12 protein-coding genes are annotated in these 18,757 nt (G+C 60.3%); 7 read left to right on the forward strand and 5 right to left on the reverse strand.

The genetic code is table 11. The annotated features are described in order from the left end of the window. Positions 1–116: 116 nt before the first annotated feature. From der to J5M66_RS23860, 3 genes are all read left to right on the forward strand, one after another. The gene (der, locus tag J5M66_RS23850) at positions 117–1,589 is read left to right on the forward strand and encodes a ribosome biogenesis GTPase Der (RefSeq protein WP_024014210.1); all 1,473 of its coding nucleotides are present in this window, start codon (positions 117–119) and stop codon (positions 1,587–1,589) included. A 151-nt stretch (positions 1,590–1,740) separates the two neighbouring features. Further along, positions 1,741–2,889 carry a pyridoxal phosphate-dependent aminotransferase gene (locus J5M66_RS23855; RefSeq protein WP_024014209.1) on the forward strand — a complete coding sequence of 383 codons (1,149 nt, stop codon included), beginning with the start codon at positions 1,741–1,743 and terminating at the stop codon, positions 2,887–2,889. Next, the gene (locus tag J5M66_RS23860) at positions 2,877–3,668 is read left to right on the forward strand and encodes an amidohydrolase (protein WP_110603672.1); all 792 of its coding nucleotides are present in this window, start codon (positions 2,877–2,879) and stop codon (positions 3,666–3,668) included. The genes J5M66_RS23855 and J5M66_RS23860 overlap by 13 nt, the downstream gene beginning before the upstream one ends. Before the next feature lie 178 nt (positions 3,669–3,846). Here J5M66_RS23860 and leuA read toward each other — a convergent pair whose 3' ends face one another. From leuA to xseA, 3 genes are all read right to left on the reverse strand, one after another. Beyond that, entirely contained in the window at positions 3,847–5,526 is a 1,680-nt protein-coding gene (leuA, locus tag J5M66_RS23865; protein ID WP_016773339.1) for a 2-isopropylmalate synthase, read from the reverse strand. 463 nt (positions 5,527–5,989) lie between these two features. Further along, positions 5,990–6,811 carry a peptidoglycan DD-metalloendopeptidase family protein gene (locus J5M66_RS23870; protein ID WP_130903257.1) on the reverse strand — a complete coding sequence of 274 codons (822 nt, stop codon included), beginning with the start codon at positions 6,809–6,811 and terminating at the stop codon, positions 5,990–5,992. A 3-nt stretch (positions 6,812–6,814) separates the two neighbouring features. Further along, entirely contained in the window at positions 6,815–8,194 is a 1,380-nt protein-coding gene (xseA, locus tag J5M66_RS23875) for an exodeoxyribonuclease VII large subunit (protein WP_130903256.1), read from the reverse strand. 220 nt (positions 8,195–8,414) lie between these two features. Here xseA and J5M66_RS23880 point away from each other — a divergent pair, with 220 nt between their 5' ends. The 4 genes from J5M66_RS23880 (at position 8,415) to guaA (ending at position 13,145) form a co-directional block, all read left to right on the forward strand. Next, on the forward strand, positions 8,415–9,182 hold the full coding sequence (locus J5M66_RS23880) for a sulfite exporter TauE/SafE family protein (protein ID WP_123444229.1): 768 nt from the start codon (positions 8,415–8,417) through the stop codon (positions 9,180–9,182). A gap of 136 nt (positions 9,183–9,318) precedes the next feature. Continuing rightward, entirely contained in the window at positions 9,319–9,867 is a 549-nt protein-coding gene (locus J5M66_RS23885; RefSeq protein ID WP_073473288.1) for a sugar ABC transporter ATPase, read from the forward strand. Between the two features lie 105 nt (positions 9,868–9,972). Further along, on the forward strand, positions 9,973–11,442 hold the full coding sequence (guaB, locus tag J5M66_RS23890) for an IMP dehydrogenase (protein WP_016773343.1): 1,470 nt from the start codon (positions 9,973–9,975) through the stop codon (positions 11,440–11,442). 125 nt (positions 11,443–11,567) lie between these two features. After that, positions 11,568–13,145, forward strand: coding sequence for a glutamine-hydrolyzing GMP synthase (guaA, locus tag J5M66_RS23895; RefSeq protein ID WP_123444230.1), 1,578 nt, complete (start codon positions 11,568–11,570; stop codon positions 13,143–13,145). A gap of 77 nt (positions 13,146–13,222) precedes the next feature. Here the strand turns inward: guaA and J5M66_RS23900 are convergent, their stop codons facing one another. Together J5M66_RS23900 and J5M66_RS23905 are read right to left on the reverse strand one after the other, a co-directional pair. After that, positions 13,223–16,351 carry a membrane-targeted effector domain-containing toxin gene (locus tag J5M66_RS23900; RefSeq protein ID WP_207809299.1) on the reverse strand — a complete coding sequence of 1,043 codons (3,129 nt, stop codon included), beginning with the start codon at positions 16,349–16,351 and terminating at the stop codon, positions 13,223–13,225. A gap of 116 nt (positions 16,352–16,467) precedes the next feature. Beyond that, positions 16,468–18,678 (reverse strand): TerD family protein, encoded by a 2,211-nt coding sequence (locus tag J5M66_RS23905; protein ID WP_243432986.1) that lies wholly within the window; start codon positions 18,676–18,678, stop codon positions 16,468–16,470. Positions 18,679–18,757: the final 79 nt, after the last annotated feature.

Raw genomic sequence — 18,757 nt, forward strand, 5'->3', positions numbered from 1 at the left:
TCCCCAAGCGGCCCTGCATCAGCAGGGTTTGCAGCGCCCCCGGGTGTTGCCCCGAGCACCAGCCGCTGCCTCGCAGCGGCTTTTGTATTTTCTGAAATAACGAAGTGGAGAGCCGCATGGTTCCCGTAATCGCCCTGGTGGGCCGACCGAACGTCGGCAAGTCCACCTTGTTCAACCGCCTGACCAGGACTCGTGACGCCATCGTCGGCGACCTGTCCGGTCTGACCCGTGATCGCCAGTACGGTGAGGCCAAGTGGCAAGGGCGTTCCTACATTCTGATCGACACCGGCGGTATCTCCGGTGACGAACATGGTATGGACGAAAAAATGGCCGAGCAGTCGCTGCTGGCCATCGAAGAAGCCGATGTGGTGCTGTTTCTGGTAGATGCCAAGGCCGGTTTTACCGCTGCCGACCAGATGATCGCCGAGCATTTGCGCAAACGTAACAAGCGTTCCCACGTGGTGGCCAACAAGGTCGACAACATCGACCCGGAAATGGCCCGCGCCGAATTCGCCCCGCTGGGCATGGGCCACGCGATCCCGATCGCCGGCGCCCATGGCCGTGGCATCACGCAATTGCTGGAGGCCGCTCTGAGCGAATTCCCGCGCGATGATGACGAGCCGGCTGAAGGCGAAGAGGAAGAAGTCGTTGCCGAAGGCGAGGAAGCCAAGCGCATTCCTGGTCCGAGCGAAAAAGACGGGATCAAGATCGCCATCATCGGTCGTCCGAACGTCGGCAAGTCGACCTTGGTCAACCGCATGCTCGGTGAAGACCGCGTCATCGTGTATGACCAGCCGGGCACCACCCGCGACAGCATCTACATTCCGTTCGAGCGCAATGAAGAGAAGTACACGCTGATCGACACCGCCGGTGTGCGCAAGCGCGGCAAGATCCACGAAGAAGTCGAAAAATTCTCCGTGGTCAAAACCCTGCAGGCGATCAAAGACGCCAACGTGGTGATCTTCGTCATGGACGCCCGCGAGGGTGTGGTCGATCACGACCTGAACCTGCTGGGCTTCGCGATCGAATCCGGTCGTGCGCTGGTCATCGCGATCAACAAGTGGGACGGCATGACGCCGAGCGAGCGCGACTTCGTCAAAGTCGAGCTGCAACGCCGGCTGTTCTTCGTCGACTACGCCGACATTCACTTCATCTCGGCCCTGCACGGCACGGGCGTGGGCAACCTCTACGCTTCGGTGCAGAACTCGTTCAAGTCCGCTGTGACCCGCTGGCCGACCAACCGACTCACCCAGATTCTGGAAGATGCGGTGGGCGAGCACGCGCCGCCAATGGTCAACAACCGCCGGATCAAGCTGCGTTACGCTCACCTCGGTGGTGCGAACCCGCCGATCATCGTGATCCACGGTAACCAGATCGAGAAAGTGCCGAAGTCGTACGTGCGTTATCTGGAAAACACTTACCGTCGTGTACTCAAGCTGGTCGGTACGCCGATCCGCATCGAGTTCAAGGGCGGCGAGAACCCGTACGAAGGCAACAAGAACACGCTGACCGACCGCCAGGTCAACAAGAAGCGTCGCTTGATGTCGCACAACAAGAAAGCCAGCAAGAAGCGCCGCGACAAGAAATAGAAGCAGCTGCGAGTTTCAAGCTGCAAGCTGCAAGTAAAAGCGGTAAAGCAGAGAGGGCTTCGTATGAAGCCCTTTTTTGTGGGCGCGGGTTTTTGCTTGCAGCTTGCAGCTTGACGCTTGAAACTTGCAGCTCACCTGCAAGGGGCCTCCGATGATCACCAGCAAGCTGCCGAATGTCGGCATCACTATTTTCACGCAGATGTCTCAGCTCGCGGCGCAGACCGGCGCGATCAACCTGTCCCAGGGTTTCCCGGATTTCGACGGCCCGCAGTCGTTGCGTGATGCGGTCGGGCGGCATATCGCCAGTGGCCATAACCAGTATTCGCCGATGACCGGTTTGCCGGCATTGCGTCAGCAGATCGCGGCCAAGATCGCCCGCAGCTACGGCGTGACTGTCGATGCCGATCATGAAGTGACGGTAACGCCCGGCGCGACCCAGGCGATCTTCTGCGCGATTCAGGCCGTTATCCACAGCGGCGATGAAGTCATCGTCTTCGATCCGTGCTACGACAGTTACGCGCCGGCAACGGAGCTGGCGGGTGGTCGTTGCGTGCATGTGCAGCTGAATCCGGTCGATTTCTCCATCGATTTCGATCAACTCGCTGCGGCCCTGAGCCCGCGGACGAAAATGATCGTCATCAACACCCCGCACAACCCGAGCGGCGCATTGATCAGCCGCGCCGAGCTCGATCAACTGGCGGCGTTGATCCGTGATCGCGACATCTATCTGATCAGCGACGAAGTCTACGAACACCTGGTCTTCGACGGCGTGCCGCATGTCAGCGTGCTGGCCCATGAAGAGCTGTATCAACGCGCGTTCGTGGTCAGTTCGTTCGGCAAGACGTACCACGTCACCGGCTGGAAAACCGGCTACGTCGTCGCCCCGCCAGCGCTGACGGCCGAGCTGCGCAAGGTCCATCAGTACGTCAGTTTCTGTGGCGTCACGCCCCTGCAATACGCGCTGGCCGATTACATGGCCGAGCACCCGGAGCACGTTGAAGAGCTGCCGGGTTTCTATCAGGCCAAGCGCGATCTGTTCTGCGATCTGCTCGCGCCGTCGCGCTTCAGTTTTACCCGAGTCACCGGCACTTATTTCCAATTGGTCGATTATTCGCAGATCCGTCCTGATCTGAATGATGTCGAAATGGCGATGTGGATGACTCGCGAGCACGGTGTCGCGAGCATTCCGGTGTCGGTGTTCTACCAGCATCCACCGCAAGGCCAGCGCCTGATACGCCTGTGCTTTGCCAAACGCGAGGAGACGCTGCGTGAAGCGGCGGCGAAACTATGCGTGATCTGAGTGCATTGCCAGACCTGACTCTGGCGTTGATCCAGACCAGCCTGGCCTGGCACGACCGCCAGGCCAACCTCGAGCATTTCGAGCTGCTGCTGGAGCAGGCCAGGGGCGCCGATCTGATCATCCTGCCGGAGATGTTCACCACCGGATTCTCGATGGAATCGGAAACCCTCGCCGAAGCCGAAAACGGCCCGACCAGCAAATGGCTGCGGGCGCAGGCAGCGAAGTTCGATGCGGTCATCACTGGCAGCGTGATCATTCAGGCGGCTGACGGCAGCCATCGCAACCGCTTGCTCTGGGCGCGGCCAGACGGCGAAGTGCTGCATTACGACAAGCGGCACCTGTTCCGCATGGCCGGCGAGCACAACCATTACACGCCCGGCGAGCGGCAGGTGCAGTTCGAGCTCAAGGGGTGGCGGATTCGTCCGCTGATCTGCTACGACCTGCGCTTCCCGGTGTGGAGCAGGGACGCGCAGGACACCGATCTGCTGCTGTACACCGCCAATTGGCCGGGCGCACGGCGTCTGCACTGGAACCGCCTGCTGCCGGCACGAGCGATTGAAAATCTCTGCTACGTGGCAGCGGTAAATCGGGTGGGCAGCGATGGCAAAGGCTTCGCCTATACCGGCGACAGTCAGGTGCTGGATTTCCAGGGCGAGACGTTGCTGGCGGCGGGGGAGGCGGATGGCGTGTTCAAGGTGATTGTGGAAGCGGCGCCGTTGTCGGCGTATCGCGAGCGCTTTCCGGCGAACCTGGATGCCGACACTTTCGAGTTCACCTAACGCAGCCGATCATTCCCACGCTCTGCGTGGGAATGCAGCCCGTGACGCTCCGCGTCACTGGACGCGGAGCGTCCCTTGAGGCATTCCCACGCGGAGCATGGGAACGATCGCATCCTTTGATCGACAAAAAAAGGCCCCGGAGTTTGCACCCCGGGGCCTTTCGCGTTTCAGCGGTCGATTACGCTGCTTTTGCCTCTGGCTGGCTCAGCGAGCGATTCAGCGCGCTGAACAATGCCTTGAAGCTGGCGGTGGTGATGTTTTCATCGATACCCACGCCGTGCACCGCACGTTCACCGTTCACCCGCAGTTCGATGTAGGCCGCTGCTTTGGCATTGGTGCCCGCGCCGATTGCGTGTTCGTTGTAGTCCATGATTTCCACCGGAATCGGCAGGCCGGCGACCAGTGCTTCCAGCGCGCCGTTGCCCTTGCCGCGCCAGTGCAGGTTGGTTTCGCCCTGACCTTTGCTGGCTACTTCGACTTCGACGGCGCTGTTGCCGTTCTCTTCCTGCAAACGATGGCTGACCAGCGCGTACGGCGTATTGGCTTGCAGGTATTCACTGATCAACAGCGAGTGAATCTGCTTGGCGGTCATCTCCAGGCCCAGGCGATCGGTCTCACGCTGCACCACCTGGCTGAACTCGATCTGCATGCGGCGTGGCAGGCTGATGCCGTATTCCTGCTCCAGCAAGTAAGCGATGCCGCCCTTGCCCGACTGGCTGTTGACGCGGATCACCGCCTCGTAGCTGCGACCGATGTCGGCCGGGTCGATCGGCAGGTACGGCACTTCCCACAGGGTGTCCGGTTTCTGCTGGGCGAAGCCCTTGCGGATCGCATCCTGGTGCGAGCCGGAGAACGCGGTGTGCACCAGGTCGCCAACGTACGGATGACGCGGGTGCACCTGGATCTGGTTGCACTCTTCGACGACTTTGCGCACGCCGTCGATGTCGGAGAAGTCCAGCTCAGGGTCGACGCCCTGGGTGTACATGTTCAGCGCGACGGTGACGAGGTCGACGTTACCGGTGCGTTCGCCGTTGCCGAACAGGCAGCCTTCGACGCGATCGGCGCCGGCCATCAGGCCCAGCTCGGTGGCCGCGACGCCGGTGCCACGGTCGTTGTGGGTGTGCAGGCTGATGATCACGCTGTCACGACGGTTGATGTTGCGGCCGAACCACTCGATCTGGTCGGCGTAAACGTTCGGCGTTGCGCATTCAACGGTGGCCGGCAGGTTGAGGATCATTTTGTGCTCAGGCGTCGGGTTCCACACCTCGATCACGGCGTCACAGACTTCCTTGGCGAATTCCAGCTCGGTAGCGCTGAAGGTTTCCGGCGAGTATTCGAAGGTCCACTCGGTTTCCGGCTGCATGGCTGCGTATTTGACGAACAGCTTGGCAGCGTTGACCGCGATGGCTTTGATGCCGTCCTTGTCCTGGTTGAAGACGATGCGACGGAAAGAAGGCGAGGTGGCGTTGTACAGGTGAACGATGGCTTTCTTCGCTCCGCGCAGGGATTCGAAGGTGCGCTCGATCAGGTCTTCACGGCCCTGGGTCAGTACCTGAATGGTGGTGTCGTCCGGGATGTGGCCTTCTTCGATCAGGGTACGCACGAAGTCGAAGTCGGTTTGCGACGCGGCGGGGAACGATGCTTCGATTTCCTTCACACCGACTTGCACCAGGGTTTTCCAGAAGCGCAGCTTCTTCGCCGCGTCCATTGGCTCGATCAGCGACTGGTTGCCGTCACGCAGGTCGGAGCTGCACCAGATCGGCGCGGCATCGATGGTCTTCGACGGCCAAGTGCGATCCGGCAGGTTGATGACGGGAAACGCGCGGTATTTCGAAGACGGGTCTTTGAGCATGCTCATCGGGAAATTCCTTGTTGTCTGGGCCGAAAAGAGGCGGCCTGCCGGTTGAACGAATGTTCTTGGAAAAGCGTGGGACGAGGCGCAGCGATTCAGCCTGGCAGTCGTGCACTGACGAGGCACAGGCTGCGGTGCTGGCGAAGCTGAATGAGGGTGTGAGAGGTTTTCATGGCTTCAACCCTAACCGCGAGGGGAAAGGATGGCAAGCAGTCGGAAAAAATTGAGAGGAATACCCGGAAAGCGGGATTTTGCAGGAATTTATTGCGCTTAAGGCGGTGGAAGTTGTTGATGTTTGCGTGGGGCTAGATTGGGGCGCAATTAAGTTTTTGGAGATTCATTGAGTATTGCGGTGTTTTATAGGCCGCCTTCGCGAGCAGGCTCGCTCCCACAGGGGATCTTTGTTGTGAATAAGATCCAGTGTGGGAGCGAGCCTGCTCGCGAAGAGGCCGGTCGCCTCAACACATATTCAAGGTTGGAAAGCACCAATGAAAATCGCCGGATCCACCCGCGCGTCATTCAGGCTGACGTTCCAGTGCATATGCGGCCCGGTCGCGCGGCCAGTCGCGCCGACCTTGCCCACCACCGCGCCACGGGCCAGTTGCTGGCCGTTCTTCACGTCGATCTTCGACATGTGGCAGAACATGCTGATAAAGCCCTGGCCATGGTCAACGAACACCGTGTTGCCGTTGAAGAAGTAATTGCCGATCAGAATCACCTTGCCCGCCGCCGGGGTCTTGATCGGCGTGCCCGCGGGCACTGCGAAATCGAGACCGGCATGAGGATTACGTTCTTCGCCATTGAAGAAACGACGCACACCGAACTTGCTCGACAGCGGCCCGTTGACCGGTTTGTCCAGCAGCAGATTGCTCGGCGTGTTCGGGCTGAAACTGCGGTAAGCCGCGATCTGTTCCGCCAGTTCGCCCTCAATGCGCTTGAGATTGTCGGCGTTCGGATTGACCTGCTGTTTGTTCTTCAGGGTGATGTGCTGTTCCGGATATTTCTTGCTGCCCACGGTGAAGGGCAGATTGCGCCCGCCACTGCTGATCTGCTGCGCGCCGGGCTTGACCGTCAGCGGCACGCCGACGATCGCCAGCCAGTTGTTCTGCTCCTTGACCACCAGCACCGGTTTGCCCAGATAAGTGGCTTTCGGCGCCTGCGCGGCAGTGCCCAGATCCACCACGGCGACGCCGCCCGGCACCGGTTTGTTCAGCATCCGGGTGATGTAACTGTCGGCGTGGGCGTTGAAGGTCAGGCAGAGCAACAGCAGCGGAGCGAGAAAGCGCGGCATGGATCAGTCCAGTAAAGAGAGGGTGACGGGCGTCAGGTGATTGTCCTCGACGCGCACTTGCAGTTCGCCTTCGCCGAGTTTGGCTTTCAGGCGCTGGCCGGTGTGGGTCTGCGCAGAATTGCGGATCGCGTGGCCACGCTCGTCGAGCAGAATGCTGTAGCCACGGCCGAGAGTCGCCAACGGGCTGACCACGTGCAGGGTCTGCATCTGACTGTGCAATTGCTGCCGACGCTGTTTCAGAGCATCGCGCATGGCCCGGGGCAAACGTTCGGCGAGGCTGTCGAGGCGCTGGCGGAGCATGGCCAGTTGGCGCCCCGGATGTTGCCCGGCGAGACGGGTTTCCAGGCGGATCAGGCGTTCGCGGCGGGTATTGAGGCTGCGCTCGAAAGCGCGGCGCATGCGCATGTCCAGATCATCCAGACGCTGCGCCTGCTGGCGCAGACGTTCGCCGGGATGGCGCAACCGTCGGGCCATACCTTCGAGACGCAGGCGATCACGCATCAAGCGATCACGCATGCGCATCACCAGACGGCGGTGCAGGCTCTCGACCTGACGGATCAGATGGCTGGAATCCGGGGCGAGCAGTTCGGCGGCGGCCGAGGGTGTTGGTGCGCGGACATCGGCGACAAAATCGCTGATCGAAACATCGGTTTCATGGCCGACGGCGCTGACGATCGGTGTGACACAGGCATCGACCGCGCGCGCCACGGCTTCTTCGTTGAAGCACCAGAGGTCTTCCAGCGAGCCGCCCCCACGGGCGAGGATCAGCGCGTCAAAGCCACGGGCATCGGCCATTTTCAGCGCGCGGACGATTTGCGCGGTGGCCTCGCGGCCCTGTACGGCGGTCGGAATCAGGGTCAGTTGCACCTGCGGCGCACGGCGGCGGAATACGCTGATGATGTCGCGAATCACCGCGCCGGTTGGCGAACTGATGATGCCGATGCGCTGCGGATGCGCGGGCAGCGGCACTTTGCGTTCGGCACTGAACAGGCCTTCGGCGCTGAGCTTTTCCTTCAGCGCATCGAAGGCCAGACGTAGCGCGCCGTCACCGGCCGGCTCCACGGTGTCGAGGATCAGCTGATAGTCGCCACGGCCTTCGAACAGCGAAACCTTGCCGCGCACCTTGACCGCCAGACCGTCCTTCAACGCTTGGCGCACGCGGGCCGCGTTCTGCCGGAACAACGCGCAACGCACCTGCGCGCCGCTGTCCTTGAGGGTGAAGTAGACGTGGCCGGACGCCGGACGTGCGAGGTTGGAAATTTCGCCTTCGACCCAGATGTTGCTGAACACGTCTTCAAGCAACACCCGCGCGCGGCCGTTGAGCTGGCTGACGGTCAGGACTTCACGGTCCAGGCCAAGTCTTGCAAAGGGATCTTTAATCATGGGGCGCAGTTTAAAGGCATTTGCCCGCCAATCACCATGACGCCGCACAAAACCCTGTGGGAGCGAGCCTGCTCGCGAAAGCATTGTGTCAGCGGACAACAACGGGGAATGACACTCCGCCTTCGCGAGCAGGCTCGCTCCCACATGGGATCAATTTGATATCTGGTCGTGCTGCCCGCTACTGGCTACAGTCAGCGCGGTCTTATAAAGGATGCGGACGATGAGCATGATGGAGCTGTTGGGGGCGTGGTCGTGGGGCGCGGGCGGTTGGGCGGTCATCGGTGTGGCCATTGCCTTGGCCTACATCGTATTCGGCATCGCCGGTTTCGGCACGGCGCTGGTCGCGGGGCCGATGCTGATCCTGTTCATGCCACTGTCGAAAATCGTGCCGCTGCTGGTGCTGCTCGATTTCGTCGCGGCATTCGGCAATCTGCTGCCCTCGCGGCGCGACGTCGCCAAGCCGGAATTGCTCAGGCTGCTGCCGTGCATGGCGATCGGCTGCACGTTGGGGGTGATCTTCCTGCTGAATGTGAAATCCGATCTGTTACTGCTGTTGATGGGGCTGTTTATCAGCGCCTATGCGGTTTACAGCCTGTGGGTGAAAGCGCGGCCTGCACAGTTGTCGGCGGCGTGGGCGGTGCCGATGGGCACAGTGGGCGGGTTGTTCGGAGCGTTGTTTGGCAGTGGCGGCTTTCTTTACGCGATCTATCTGAACAGCCGCCTGCCCAAGGACGCGGCGCGGGCCACGCAAAGTGCCTTGATCAGTTGCAGCACCGTGGTGCGCTTGAGTCTGTTTGTCATCGCCGGTGTGTATGCCGAGCTACCCTTGTTGATGCTGGCGCTGTGTCTGTTGCCGGCGATGGCGCTGGGCTTGTGGATCGGCCGGCGGCTGACCATGAGGTTGTCGCGCGAGGCGTTTGTGCGGCTGGTGACGTGGCTGGTGCTGGCTAGCGGCATCGCGTTGATCGTGCGCTATTTCAGCACTTGACCGGATTTCTTCAGGGATTAAGCTGCCGGCCTTTAGAGCGCCTTCGCGAGCAGGCTCGCTCCCACAGGGGATTGCATTCGAATGTGGGAGCGAGCCTGCTCGCGAAGGCGTCAGAAGTCACACCGCAGGATTTCCCATGAACTCGCAAAGCATCATCGTCCCGAAAATCTCTACCCTGCCGGTGCACGAGCCCCGGGCGCGGGCGATCGTGCGCTGGCTGGTGCGCAAGAACATCATCGAAGAACAGCTGACCACCTGCGGCCGCACCGGCAACCGCATGGCCCACGCCATCGCTGATGGTGCTCGCGCGGTGGTGCTGTACCCCGAAGCGCTGCCGTTCGGCGAGCCGATCAATGGCCTGGAGATCGTCACCAAACGCTGCATCTACACACCGGCCAAGGGCTTTCTCGAGGAGGCCGGTTGCGCGCAGTGCCGCCGCGAAGTGGGCGAGGCGCTGTTCGAAAGTCTTGAAGACTGGTTTCCAGGTCGCACCGACAATTTCACCTGCCCGGAGTGCGGGCACGAGGACGACATCAACGGCTTCCTGTTTTTGCAGGAATGCGCGTTTTCCAACCTCGGCTTCATTTTCAACAATTGGCTGGAGGCGGGGTTCAAGCAGAGCTTTATCGACGAGTTCGCCGATTGGCTCGATCAACCTGTCTCTTGGGTCAAGGTGGAGCTGTAGGGCCGGGCTTTTCCATCTATCAATTAGGCTGAGTTTTACATTGAACAGCAGGGGGTGTCTGACTATAATGGCGCGCTTCCATTTTCCCGCTCGGGAGCCCCCGCGATGCTGCGTATCAGCCAAGAAGCTCTGACATTCGACGACATTCTCCTAGTGCCCGGTTATTCCGAGGTGCTTCCCAACGAAGTCAGTCTCAAGACCCGTCTTACCCGTGGCATCGAACTGAATATTCCTCTGGTTTCTGCCGCCATGGACACCGTTACTGAAGCCCGTCTGGCAATCGCCATGGCTCAGGAAGGTGGCATCGGCATTATCCACAAGAACATGACCATCGAGCAGCAAGCTGCCGAAGTGCGCAAGGTCAAGAAGTTCGAAGCCGGTGTGGTCAAGGATCCCATCACCATCGAGGCCGATGCCACGGTGCGTGATCTGTTCGAACTGACCCGTCTGCACAACATTTCCGGCGTTCCGGTCCTGCACGATGGCGACCTGGTCGGCATCGTCACCTCCCGCGACGTACGTTTCGAAAACCGTCTGGAAGCCACTGTCCGCGAAGTGATGACGCCTAAAGAGCGTCTGGTCACGGTCAAGGAAGGCGCCGACAAGAACGACGTCCGTGAACTGCTGCACAAGCACCGCATCGAGCGCGTGCTGATCGTCGACGACAAATTCGCCCTCAAAGGCATGATGACCGTCAACGACATCGAAAAAGCCAAGGCCTACCCGCTGGCCAGCAAGGACGATCAAGGTCGTCTGCGCGTTGGCGCTGCGGTCGGCACCGGTAAAGACACCGGCGATCGCGTGACCGCACTGGTCAATGCCGGCGTGGACGTGGTGGTGGTCGACACCGCACACGGTCACTCCAAAGGCGTGATCGACCGCGTACGCTGGGTCAAAGAGAACTTCCCTGAAGTGCAGGTGATCGGCGGCAACATCGCCACCGGCGCTGCCGCCAAGGCCTTGGCCGAAGCGGGCGCCGACGCAGTCAAGGTCGGTATCGGCCCTGGCTCGATCTGCACCACCCGTATCGTCGCCGGTGTCGGCGTGCCGCAAATCAGCGCCATCGCCAACGTCGCCGCTGCCCTTGAAGGCACCGGCGTGCCGTTGATCGCCGACGGCGGTATCCGTTTCTCCGGTGACCTGTCCAAGGCCATCGTGGCCGGTGCGTCCTGCGTGATGATGGGCTCGATGTTCGCCGGTACCGAAGAGGCCCCGGGCGAGATCGAACTGTTCCAGGGTCGTTCGTACAAGGCTTATCGCGGCATGGGTTCGCTGGGCGCCATGTCCCAGGCTCAAGGCTCGTCCGACCGTTACTTCCAGGATTCCTCGGCCGGTGCCGAGAAGTTGGTACCGGAAGGCATCGAAGGCCGCGTGCCGTACAAAGGCACCCTGAGCGCGATCATTCACCAGTTGATGGGCGGCCTGCGTTCCTCGATGGGTTACACCGGCAGCGCCAACATCGAAGAAATGCGCACCAAGCCCGAGTTCGTGCGGATCACCGGTGCCGGCATGGCCGAGTCCCACGTTCACGACGTGCAGATCACCAAGGAAGCGCCGAACTACCGGGTCGGCTGACGCCGACAGCTCTAAGCCACAAGTTACAAGCTGCAAGCGGTGCTGCGTCAGAGCAGTGCCGCTCGGCTTCCGATTACTTGCAGCTTGCAGCTTGAAGCTTGCAACTGCTTTTCAGAGTTTCTTTCATGGCCCTCGACATTCACGCTCACCGCATCCTGATCCTCGACTTCGGTTCGCAATACACCCAGCTGATTGCCCGCCGCGTGCGCGAGATCGGCGTGTACTGCGAACTGCACCCGTTCGACATGGACGAAGATGCGATCCGCGAATTCGCCCCTAAAGGCGTCATCCTCGCCGGCGGCCCCGAGTCCGTGCACGAAGCCAACAGCCCGCGCTGCCCGCAGGCAGTGTTCGACCTGGGCGTTCCGGTATTCGGCATCTGCTACGGCATGCAGACCATGGCCGAGCAACTGGGCGGCAAGGTGGAAGGTTCCGAACTGCGTGAGTTCGGTTACGCCCGCGTTGACGTGGTCGGCAAGAGCCGCCTGCTCGACGGCATCGAAGATCACATCGACGCCGACGGCCTGTTCGGCCTCGACGTGTGGATGAGCCACGGTGACAAAGTCACCAGGATGCCGGAAGACTTCCACATCCTCGCCAGCACCCCAAGCTGCCCGATCGCCGGTATGTTCAACGACGACCGCGCTTACTACGGCGTGCAGTTCCACCCGGAAGTGACCCACACCAAACAGGGCGGTCGCATCCTGTCGCGCTTCGTCCTCGACATCTGCGGTTGTGAAGCCCTGTGGACGCCGTCGAAGATCGCTGAAGACGCCATCGCCAACATCCGCGCCCAGGTCGGCACCGACAACGTGCTGCTGGGTCTGTCCGGTGGCGTTGACTCCTCGGTGGTTGCCGCGCTGCTGCACAAGGCCATCGGCGATCAGCTGACCTGCGTTTTCGTCGACAACGGCCTGCTGCGTCTGCACGAAGGCGAGCAAGTGATGGCCATGTTCGCCGAGAACATGGGCGTCAAGGTAATCCGCGCCAACGCTGAGGAGCAGTTCCTCAACAACCTGGCCGGCGAAGCCGACCCGGAGAAGAAGCGCAAGATCATCGGCCGCACTTTCATTGACGTGTTCGATGCCGAGTCCTGCAAGCTGGACAACATCAAGTACCTCGCTCAGGGCACCATCTACCCGGACGTGATCGAGTCGGCTGGCGCGAAAAGCGGCAAGGCCCACGTGATCAAGTCGCACCACAACGTGGGCGGCCTGCCGGAAGAGATGAACCTGAAACTGGTCGAGCCCCTGCGCGAACTGTTCAAGGATGAAGTCCGTCGTCTGGGCCTGGAACTCGGCCTGCCGTACGACATGGTCTACCGTCACCCGTTCCCGGGCCCGGGCCTGGGCGTGCGCATCCTCGGTGAAGTGAAAAAGGAATACGCCGACCTGCTGCGTCGCGCCGACCACATCTTCATCGAAGAATTGCGCAAGGCCGACTGGTACCACAAGGTCAGCCAGGCGTTCGTAGTATTCCAGCCAGTCAAATCGGTCGGCGTGGTCGGTGACGGCCGCCGTTACGCCTGGGTCGTGGCCCTGCGTGCCGTGGAAACTATCGACTTCATGACCGCGCGTTGGGCACACCTGCCTTACGAACTGCTGGAAACCGTTTCCGGCCGCATCATCAACGAAATCGAAGGCATCTCGCGCGTTACTTACGACGTGTCGAGCAAGCCGCCGGCGACGATTGAGTGGGAGTGATCCCGCTGCGGTTCGAATAACGAAAAACCCTTGGCGTGAAGCCAAGGGTTTTTTCGTTTCAGGCCCCTGCAAACAGGTCAGGTGGGTAAACGACTTTGCAGGGTCATGCCGAGCTCGATCAGGCGCTCGGCTACTGCGGCGATGTCGCGGAATATCATGCCGGTTATGCGGCGCATCGACTGGTCCCAGATATAAAACCGGCCATCTGCGGTGCAATGCACCCTTGTTTGCACGATGTTGCTGGCGCTGTTGCGCCGCACGAGTGTGTATGTGCCGGGTTCTGTTTTCCGTATCACGAACATGCCATTGCGATGCAGAAGCTTTTCTAGCGTAGCGTCATTCCATGGCGGCACGGGGGCCTTGACCTGCAATCGCAGGTCAGCGAACAGAGGGTCGAAGGCGTTGCTTGTCGTCGCCCCGTTGTGAAATGGACCGCGAGCGACTTCCACGCCCGGGTCAATCCTGACGTCGGCTGCCTCGTCGGGCCAGATTTCTTCGATGCGCAAACCGATACCGCCCCTGAGTTCGCTTATGCCTGGCAGGTCCCTGAAGGTATTGGTGTTCGTGGCATCGACCAGAGCCACCCACTTGCCGGGTCTGTTGAGGAGCTTGTCACGCTCCATGATCTGCGTTGCCAGGCGAGTCTTGATCATCTGCTCTTCGATCGAAGTGAGTGGAATTTTCAGCGTGCAGGTTTGTGCTGCGTCCAGTCCATGGACGCGGACGCCATTGGCTTGGGCAGACCTGATCAATTCGAGCATGTTGAACCGGTTCTCAGGGTCGGTACCCAGGCTGGACAAATAGGTAGTGAGGTCCTCTGACATGTCTCCCGAAAGGTAGAAATGGTTGAGGTCCTCCTGGGCGAAATCACTCAGCAATCCACGCACGTAGAGCGTTCTGATATGCCGCGCGAATGTTGGCATGTTCTCGATCATGAAGCGCATGCTGGCGATGCGATCGAGGGTTTCACCGACCGCCAGTCCATCGGTATTGGCAAACATCAGCTCTATCAGCTCTTCGGTTTGCATCAAGGGATCGATTTGCGGAATGAGCGGCCGTCCCGGCAGATTTGTCCATTTCAGCTCTCGAAAGAATTCTCCTGCGTTGTTCAGCAGTGCTGTTCGTTGTTCGCTGAAATGCGCTTGGTAACGGTCGGTAGCCAGTAAATAACGGCGTCCAGCGCTTGTTGACTCGGCAGAAGCGTTGGGCAAGTTCATTGCCCATCTCCTCATTCCGGGTTTTTCCGTCTCTGAAATATCTTTGAGCGCCGTAACCAGGCGCAGCGGGCACGGAACGCCAGGAAGCGGTTCGACGCGTGGCAGATCCACCGATGGTGTTGCCTCAGAAGGGCTCAAATCTGTCTCCGGCGCACACGCCTTGCCCACGCATTGGCCGCCTCCGCGCAGCCGCAGCGCAGGCATGCGCTCCCACTTGCCAGCGCTTCCCAGGCGGACCGGCAACGAATAAGCGAACTGATTGGGGCGCTCGGGATTGATGATTGCCCAGTTGCCGCTGTCCTGCGAGTCGGCGAAGTAGCGCACGTAATAGGCGGCGCCATCCATTTCGATGGCATGACCGGGCTCGTTGTCGAGGCGGTAAATGCCTTCGTATTTCCCCGGCGTCGCCTCTACGGAATGTTGCGCAAGTAACTCGTTGCATCGATAGCTGGCAGGTACTTGTGGAAATGTCGAACCTTGCCGTGTAGCAGGCGTATTCAAGGGCTCAGTGACGTCGACGAATGTCGCCCCGCTGGGTATCTCGTTTGCCAACTCGCTGCTCGCTTCTTCAGCCGCTGTGACGGGTGGCGGATCCACAGGTGGCAATAATCGCGTGTCAGCCGAGGCAAGCTCGACCAGACCACGCATCTCTTCAGCCTCGGCATACTCGACCTGTGGCCCGACTTCCAGTTGCGCGCCGGTGCCGATCAGGAACGGCACATTGAATACGGTTTCGATAGCGCTGAGCACCGCACCGATCACCCCGGCTCTACGTTCGGTCGCCGTAATGCCGTTGATCGCCTGATCGATGTTCAGCCCCATGTTCGCGACGCCGGCGCCGATCAAGGGCAAAGCCACCGGCCAGCCCACGGCCGCCATCGGGCCGAACACTTTCAGCCCGGCGCTCAGATACCCGGTCCAGAGTTTCTTGCGCAGATCACTGTTGGACGTGAGCACCAGATGCGCCTCGGCAGCCATGCCCGCGCGAGTCGAATCGCTTAACCACGTGAAGGCATCACCGCTGATCGCAACGTTGCTGCGGTTGATCATCCGGTGATCGCTGTGACCCCAGGTGCTCACCAAACGGTTCATCAAATCAGTGAGGTTCTCGGTGATGTGATTGCTGTCAGCCAGCGAGAAGTGCTTGAGAAACAAAGGGCGTTTCTGCTCTGAATTCATCTGTTCGAGCAACCACCAGTGCAGATCCGCCGCAGTGTCCATCAGCCGAAAGGCCTGGGCTTGTCCCGGCAGGTAAAGGGTCTGCCGGCCACTGTCTTCGACCAGACGCAGCACGTTAGTGGCGACGTGACCGTCCAGATCCAGCGTGCGCACCTGCGCGCCGACCGGGTACGTCGATCGGAGCATTTGCAGGGTTACCGGCCAGGTAACGGGGCCGATCAGCGAGCTGACGATGCGTTGAAAATCATTGCCGTCAACGTCCCCCTGTTGCAGCGCCTGCACCGCCTGACTGAGGAAACTGCACTTGGCCATGGCGCGGAAATCTTCCGACGAGGTTTGCCAGAATTTGGCCAATTGATCGCTGTAACGCGTGCTGAAATCAACGGCCCAGAATGCCTTCAGCACATCGCTGCCAAGCAGTCGCACTTCGTTGTCCTGATTGAAATTCTCCGCGTCCGGGCCATCCGAGTAGAAGCCACAGTAAAGGCCCAGCAAATCTGCGTTGTCTTGATCGGTCGCACGAAAGCGATGGATCACCAACTGCGTGAGGGTGAGCGTTTCATAAGGCTTTTCCAGCAAGTGTTCCCAACCGGTAAAGGTCAGCGCGCTGCTTTGCGCCGTTTTGAATCGATGGAAATAAACCTGGTCGGGATCGAGGCCGGATAGCCCTTTGTCGGTCAGCAGTTCGATCGCAACTTGCCGGGCCGCATCGAGCAGACTTGGGCAGTTCTGCACAATGGTCGTGGCGATGGCTTTGAGGGCGGTTTTGTCCGCTGCGTTTGGCAGCAGACGACGTTCGGGAGCGGTCATGCGGGTGTTCATCCTTGAGACACAAAGGCGGAAGATGACCGATGTGCTCAAGGGGAGGGTGTTACTCGGCTACCGCGTGTTGTCCTTTTGAAAGTGAGCCAATGCCTTCGCAGATATCAAAGATATTCAGACCGAATCAGATCCGTATCGAACGGAGTCAGCCCTTGTTCAGGTGCGAACACCCTCTGCGCCTGCTCAGCAGAGGCCACTCGTTCGCCTCGTGCCCGCACATGTAAATCGAAAAGCGTGTGCAGGTCCGGCCTTGGTGTATGCACCAGGGCGCGCAGCATCAACGAAACTCCGCTGAGGTTGTTGTCAACGTTGTTCCAGCGGGGCGATGAAGTCAGCCCCAGATCGGCCCAGATCATGCGACCTTCCTGTAAGTCCATCACGAAAGGTAGACAGATACCGGTGTCGGAGGCGATATCGATGCGGTCGACTACGGTGCGCGGCTCGAACACTTCGCCAGATGCCGTGTCGGCGCGGGCCATCCAGCCTGCGAAGCATTCCGGAAGATCACAATATGGCTGCCAGGTAAACGAATTGAGGGACGTGACGACATAGCGGACGCCCTTTTTGACGAGAACATCAAGGTCGAGGTCGATGAATTCGGAGGCGCCGTTGGGCGCGTCGACGATGTCGCCGCTGTGGTAACCGCCATAACCTTTGAGGTTGTAATAGGCGATCGCTTCCTTGAAGACGAAGTCGGTGTCGAAGAAGGCGGCCGACAAGTCGATGTCCGTACGGTCACGACCATTCTTCCACCACAGGAACAGGCGAATGAATCGCGTGTCGGGCATCGGCAGTCGACTGCCGCGCACCAGCGTGCGCAGCGACTTCGCTGCGGCGCGCTGTGCCAGTGGCACCCGGTATTCGCGCAACGCCGGATCGATGAAACAACGCCCTAGTGGTGGCAGCAACGTGAAACGCGCGATCAGGGCGTTCTCGCAAATCTGTGCGGCACGTGCCAATACCTGCGGTGCGATCGACTCTCGACGATCAGCAGTGCCGAAGACTTTCGCCAGCGCTCCTTTTGGTGTGAACGCCCTCAAGGGCAGGGGACGCGGGGCATTTACCTGGGCCAGCAATTGCAGCAGCACAGGTGAGGACACTTGCGCCGCGACAGCCGCAAAGGCGTCGAGCACCGCGTCTGGTTCTGTGGCACGCCGTAACATCACGTCCAGACGGCGCGCGAATTCTCCGGGACGATCCTGCAGCACCGGCGTAAGCGCGGCGATCTGGCGTTGGGCAAGCATGGTTTCGACACGCGACCCGAACGAGGGCGGCGGATCGTTGCGTCGCGCTGCGGTGATGGCCGCGAATGCTCGCGGATACTTCTCAGCGTAATCGCCTGGATGCAGGACTTCGGCCAGTCGTTTCCAGCGTTCGGCCTGGCGCATCACATCTTCCGTAGCGTTGGGCGTGCGGTCGAGCAGGCGCAACAGCTTGCGCCGCATCGAGCGTTTCATTTTGCCAAAGCGCGTCTGCGCTGTTGCCAGCGACACGTCTCCACCATGCAGTGCGATCGCCACGCGCAGCACGTCCGTTGCCGTTTCGACATTTTGCTCAAGGAAGGCCTCAACCTGCGCATCGTCGTCGATATGCAGGATCAGTGCGCCGCCAACCAGCGCGCGAATCTCGCGAAACGGGATGGTCTCGGGCAGTAGACGGAACACATCGTTTTTGTACGTTCGGATAAACCAGCCGACATCCGCAGCTTCCTCTTCGGACAGCGAGGTGCGTGATGAGACCAGCGGCTCCAGCAATGCCTCGAACTCGCTGACACTTCCCGGTTCGATGACCCAATGGATGAAGTTGCCTTCAAGCATGGCTGGCCGAACCTGTTCGCTGGGTGGCAGGCGCCGAAGTGTGTGGTAGTGAATGACGGCGTTGAGATACAACTCCGCCTCTGTCGCTTCGAGGACTTGATTGGGGAAGTCAGGATAAAACGGTCGGTGATGTACATGAGCACCGCTGCGCCGCCGCAGGACTCGAATGACTTCACGCAGCCAGTTCTTGAGTTCGACCGCAGAGAGCATGCTGATTCGCTCGATCAGCGGCTCGGAGAGAACGCATCGAAACGCTGTAACTTCTTTGACAGCTGATGCGACCTGCGCGCGTGTGGCTCCGCCAGAGCCCGCAGGAACGTGCAGTTTTGTACGGCGCCGCAGGAACAGCTCCTGATTCATCATGATTTCTTCCTTGGTCGCCGTTTCCAGTGAGCTGAAGCTCACCTGTGCAATCGATACGAAAACGCCTGCAATAAGCAGGCGCGGTGTGGAGAGCGGAACCCCTAGTTCATGGAGGATAGAAGGAAGGTGTTCCATAGCCACGGCGGCATACTACCGGAGGTCATCGCGGCTTGTCAGCGAATCACATATTTTGAAATGGGCTCGCCTGTTGGCG

The organism is Pseudomonas sp. 67(2021), from assembly GCF_017491835.1.
Lineage (GTDB): Bacteria > Pseudomonadota > Gammaproteobacteria > Pseudomonadales > Pseudomonadaceae > Aquipseudomonas > Aquipseudomonas atacamensis.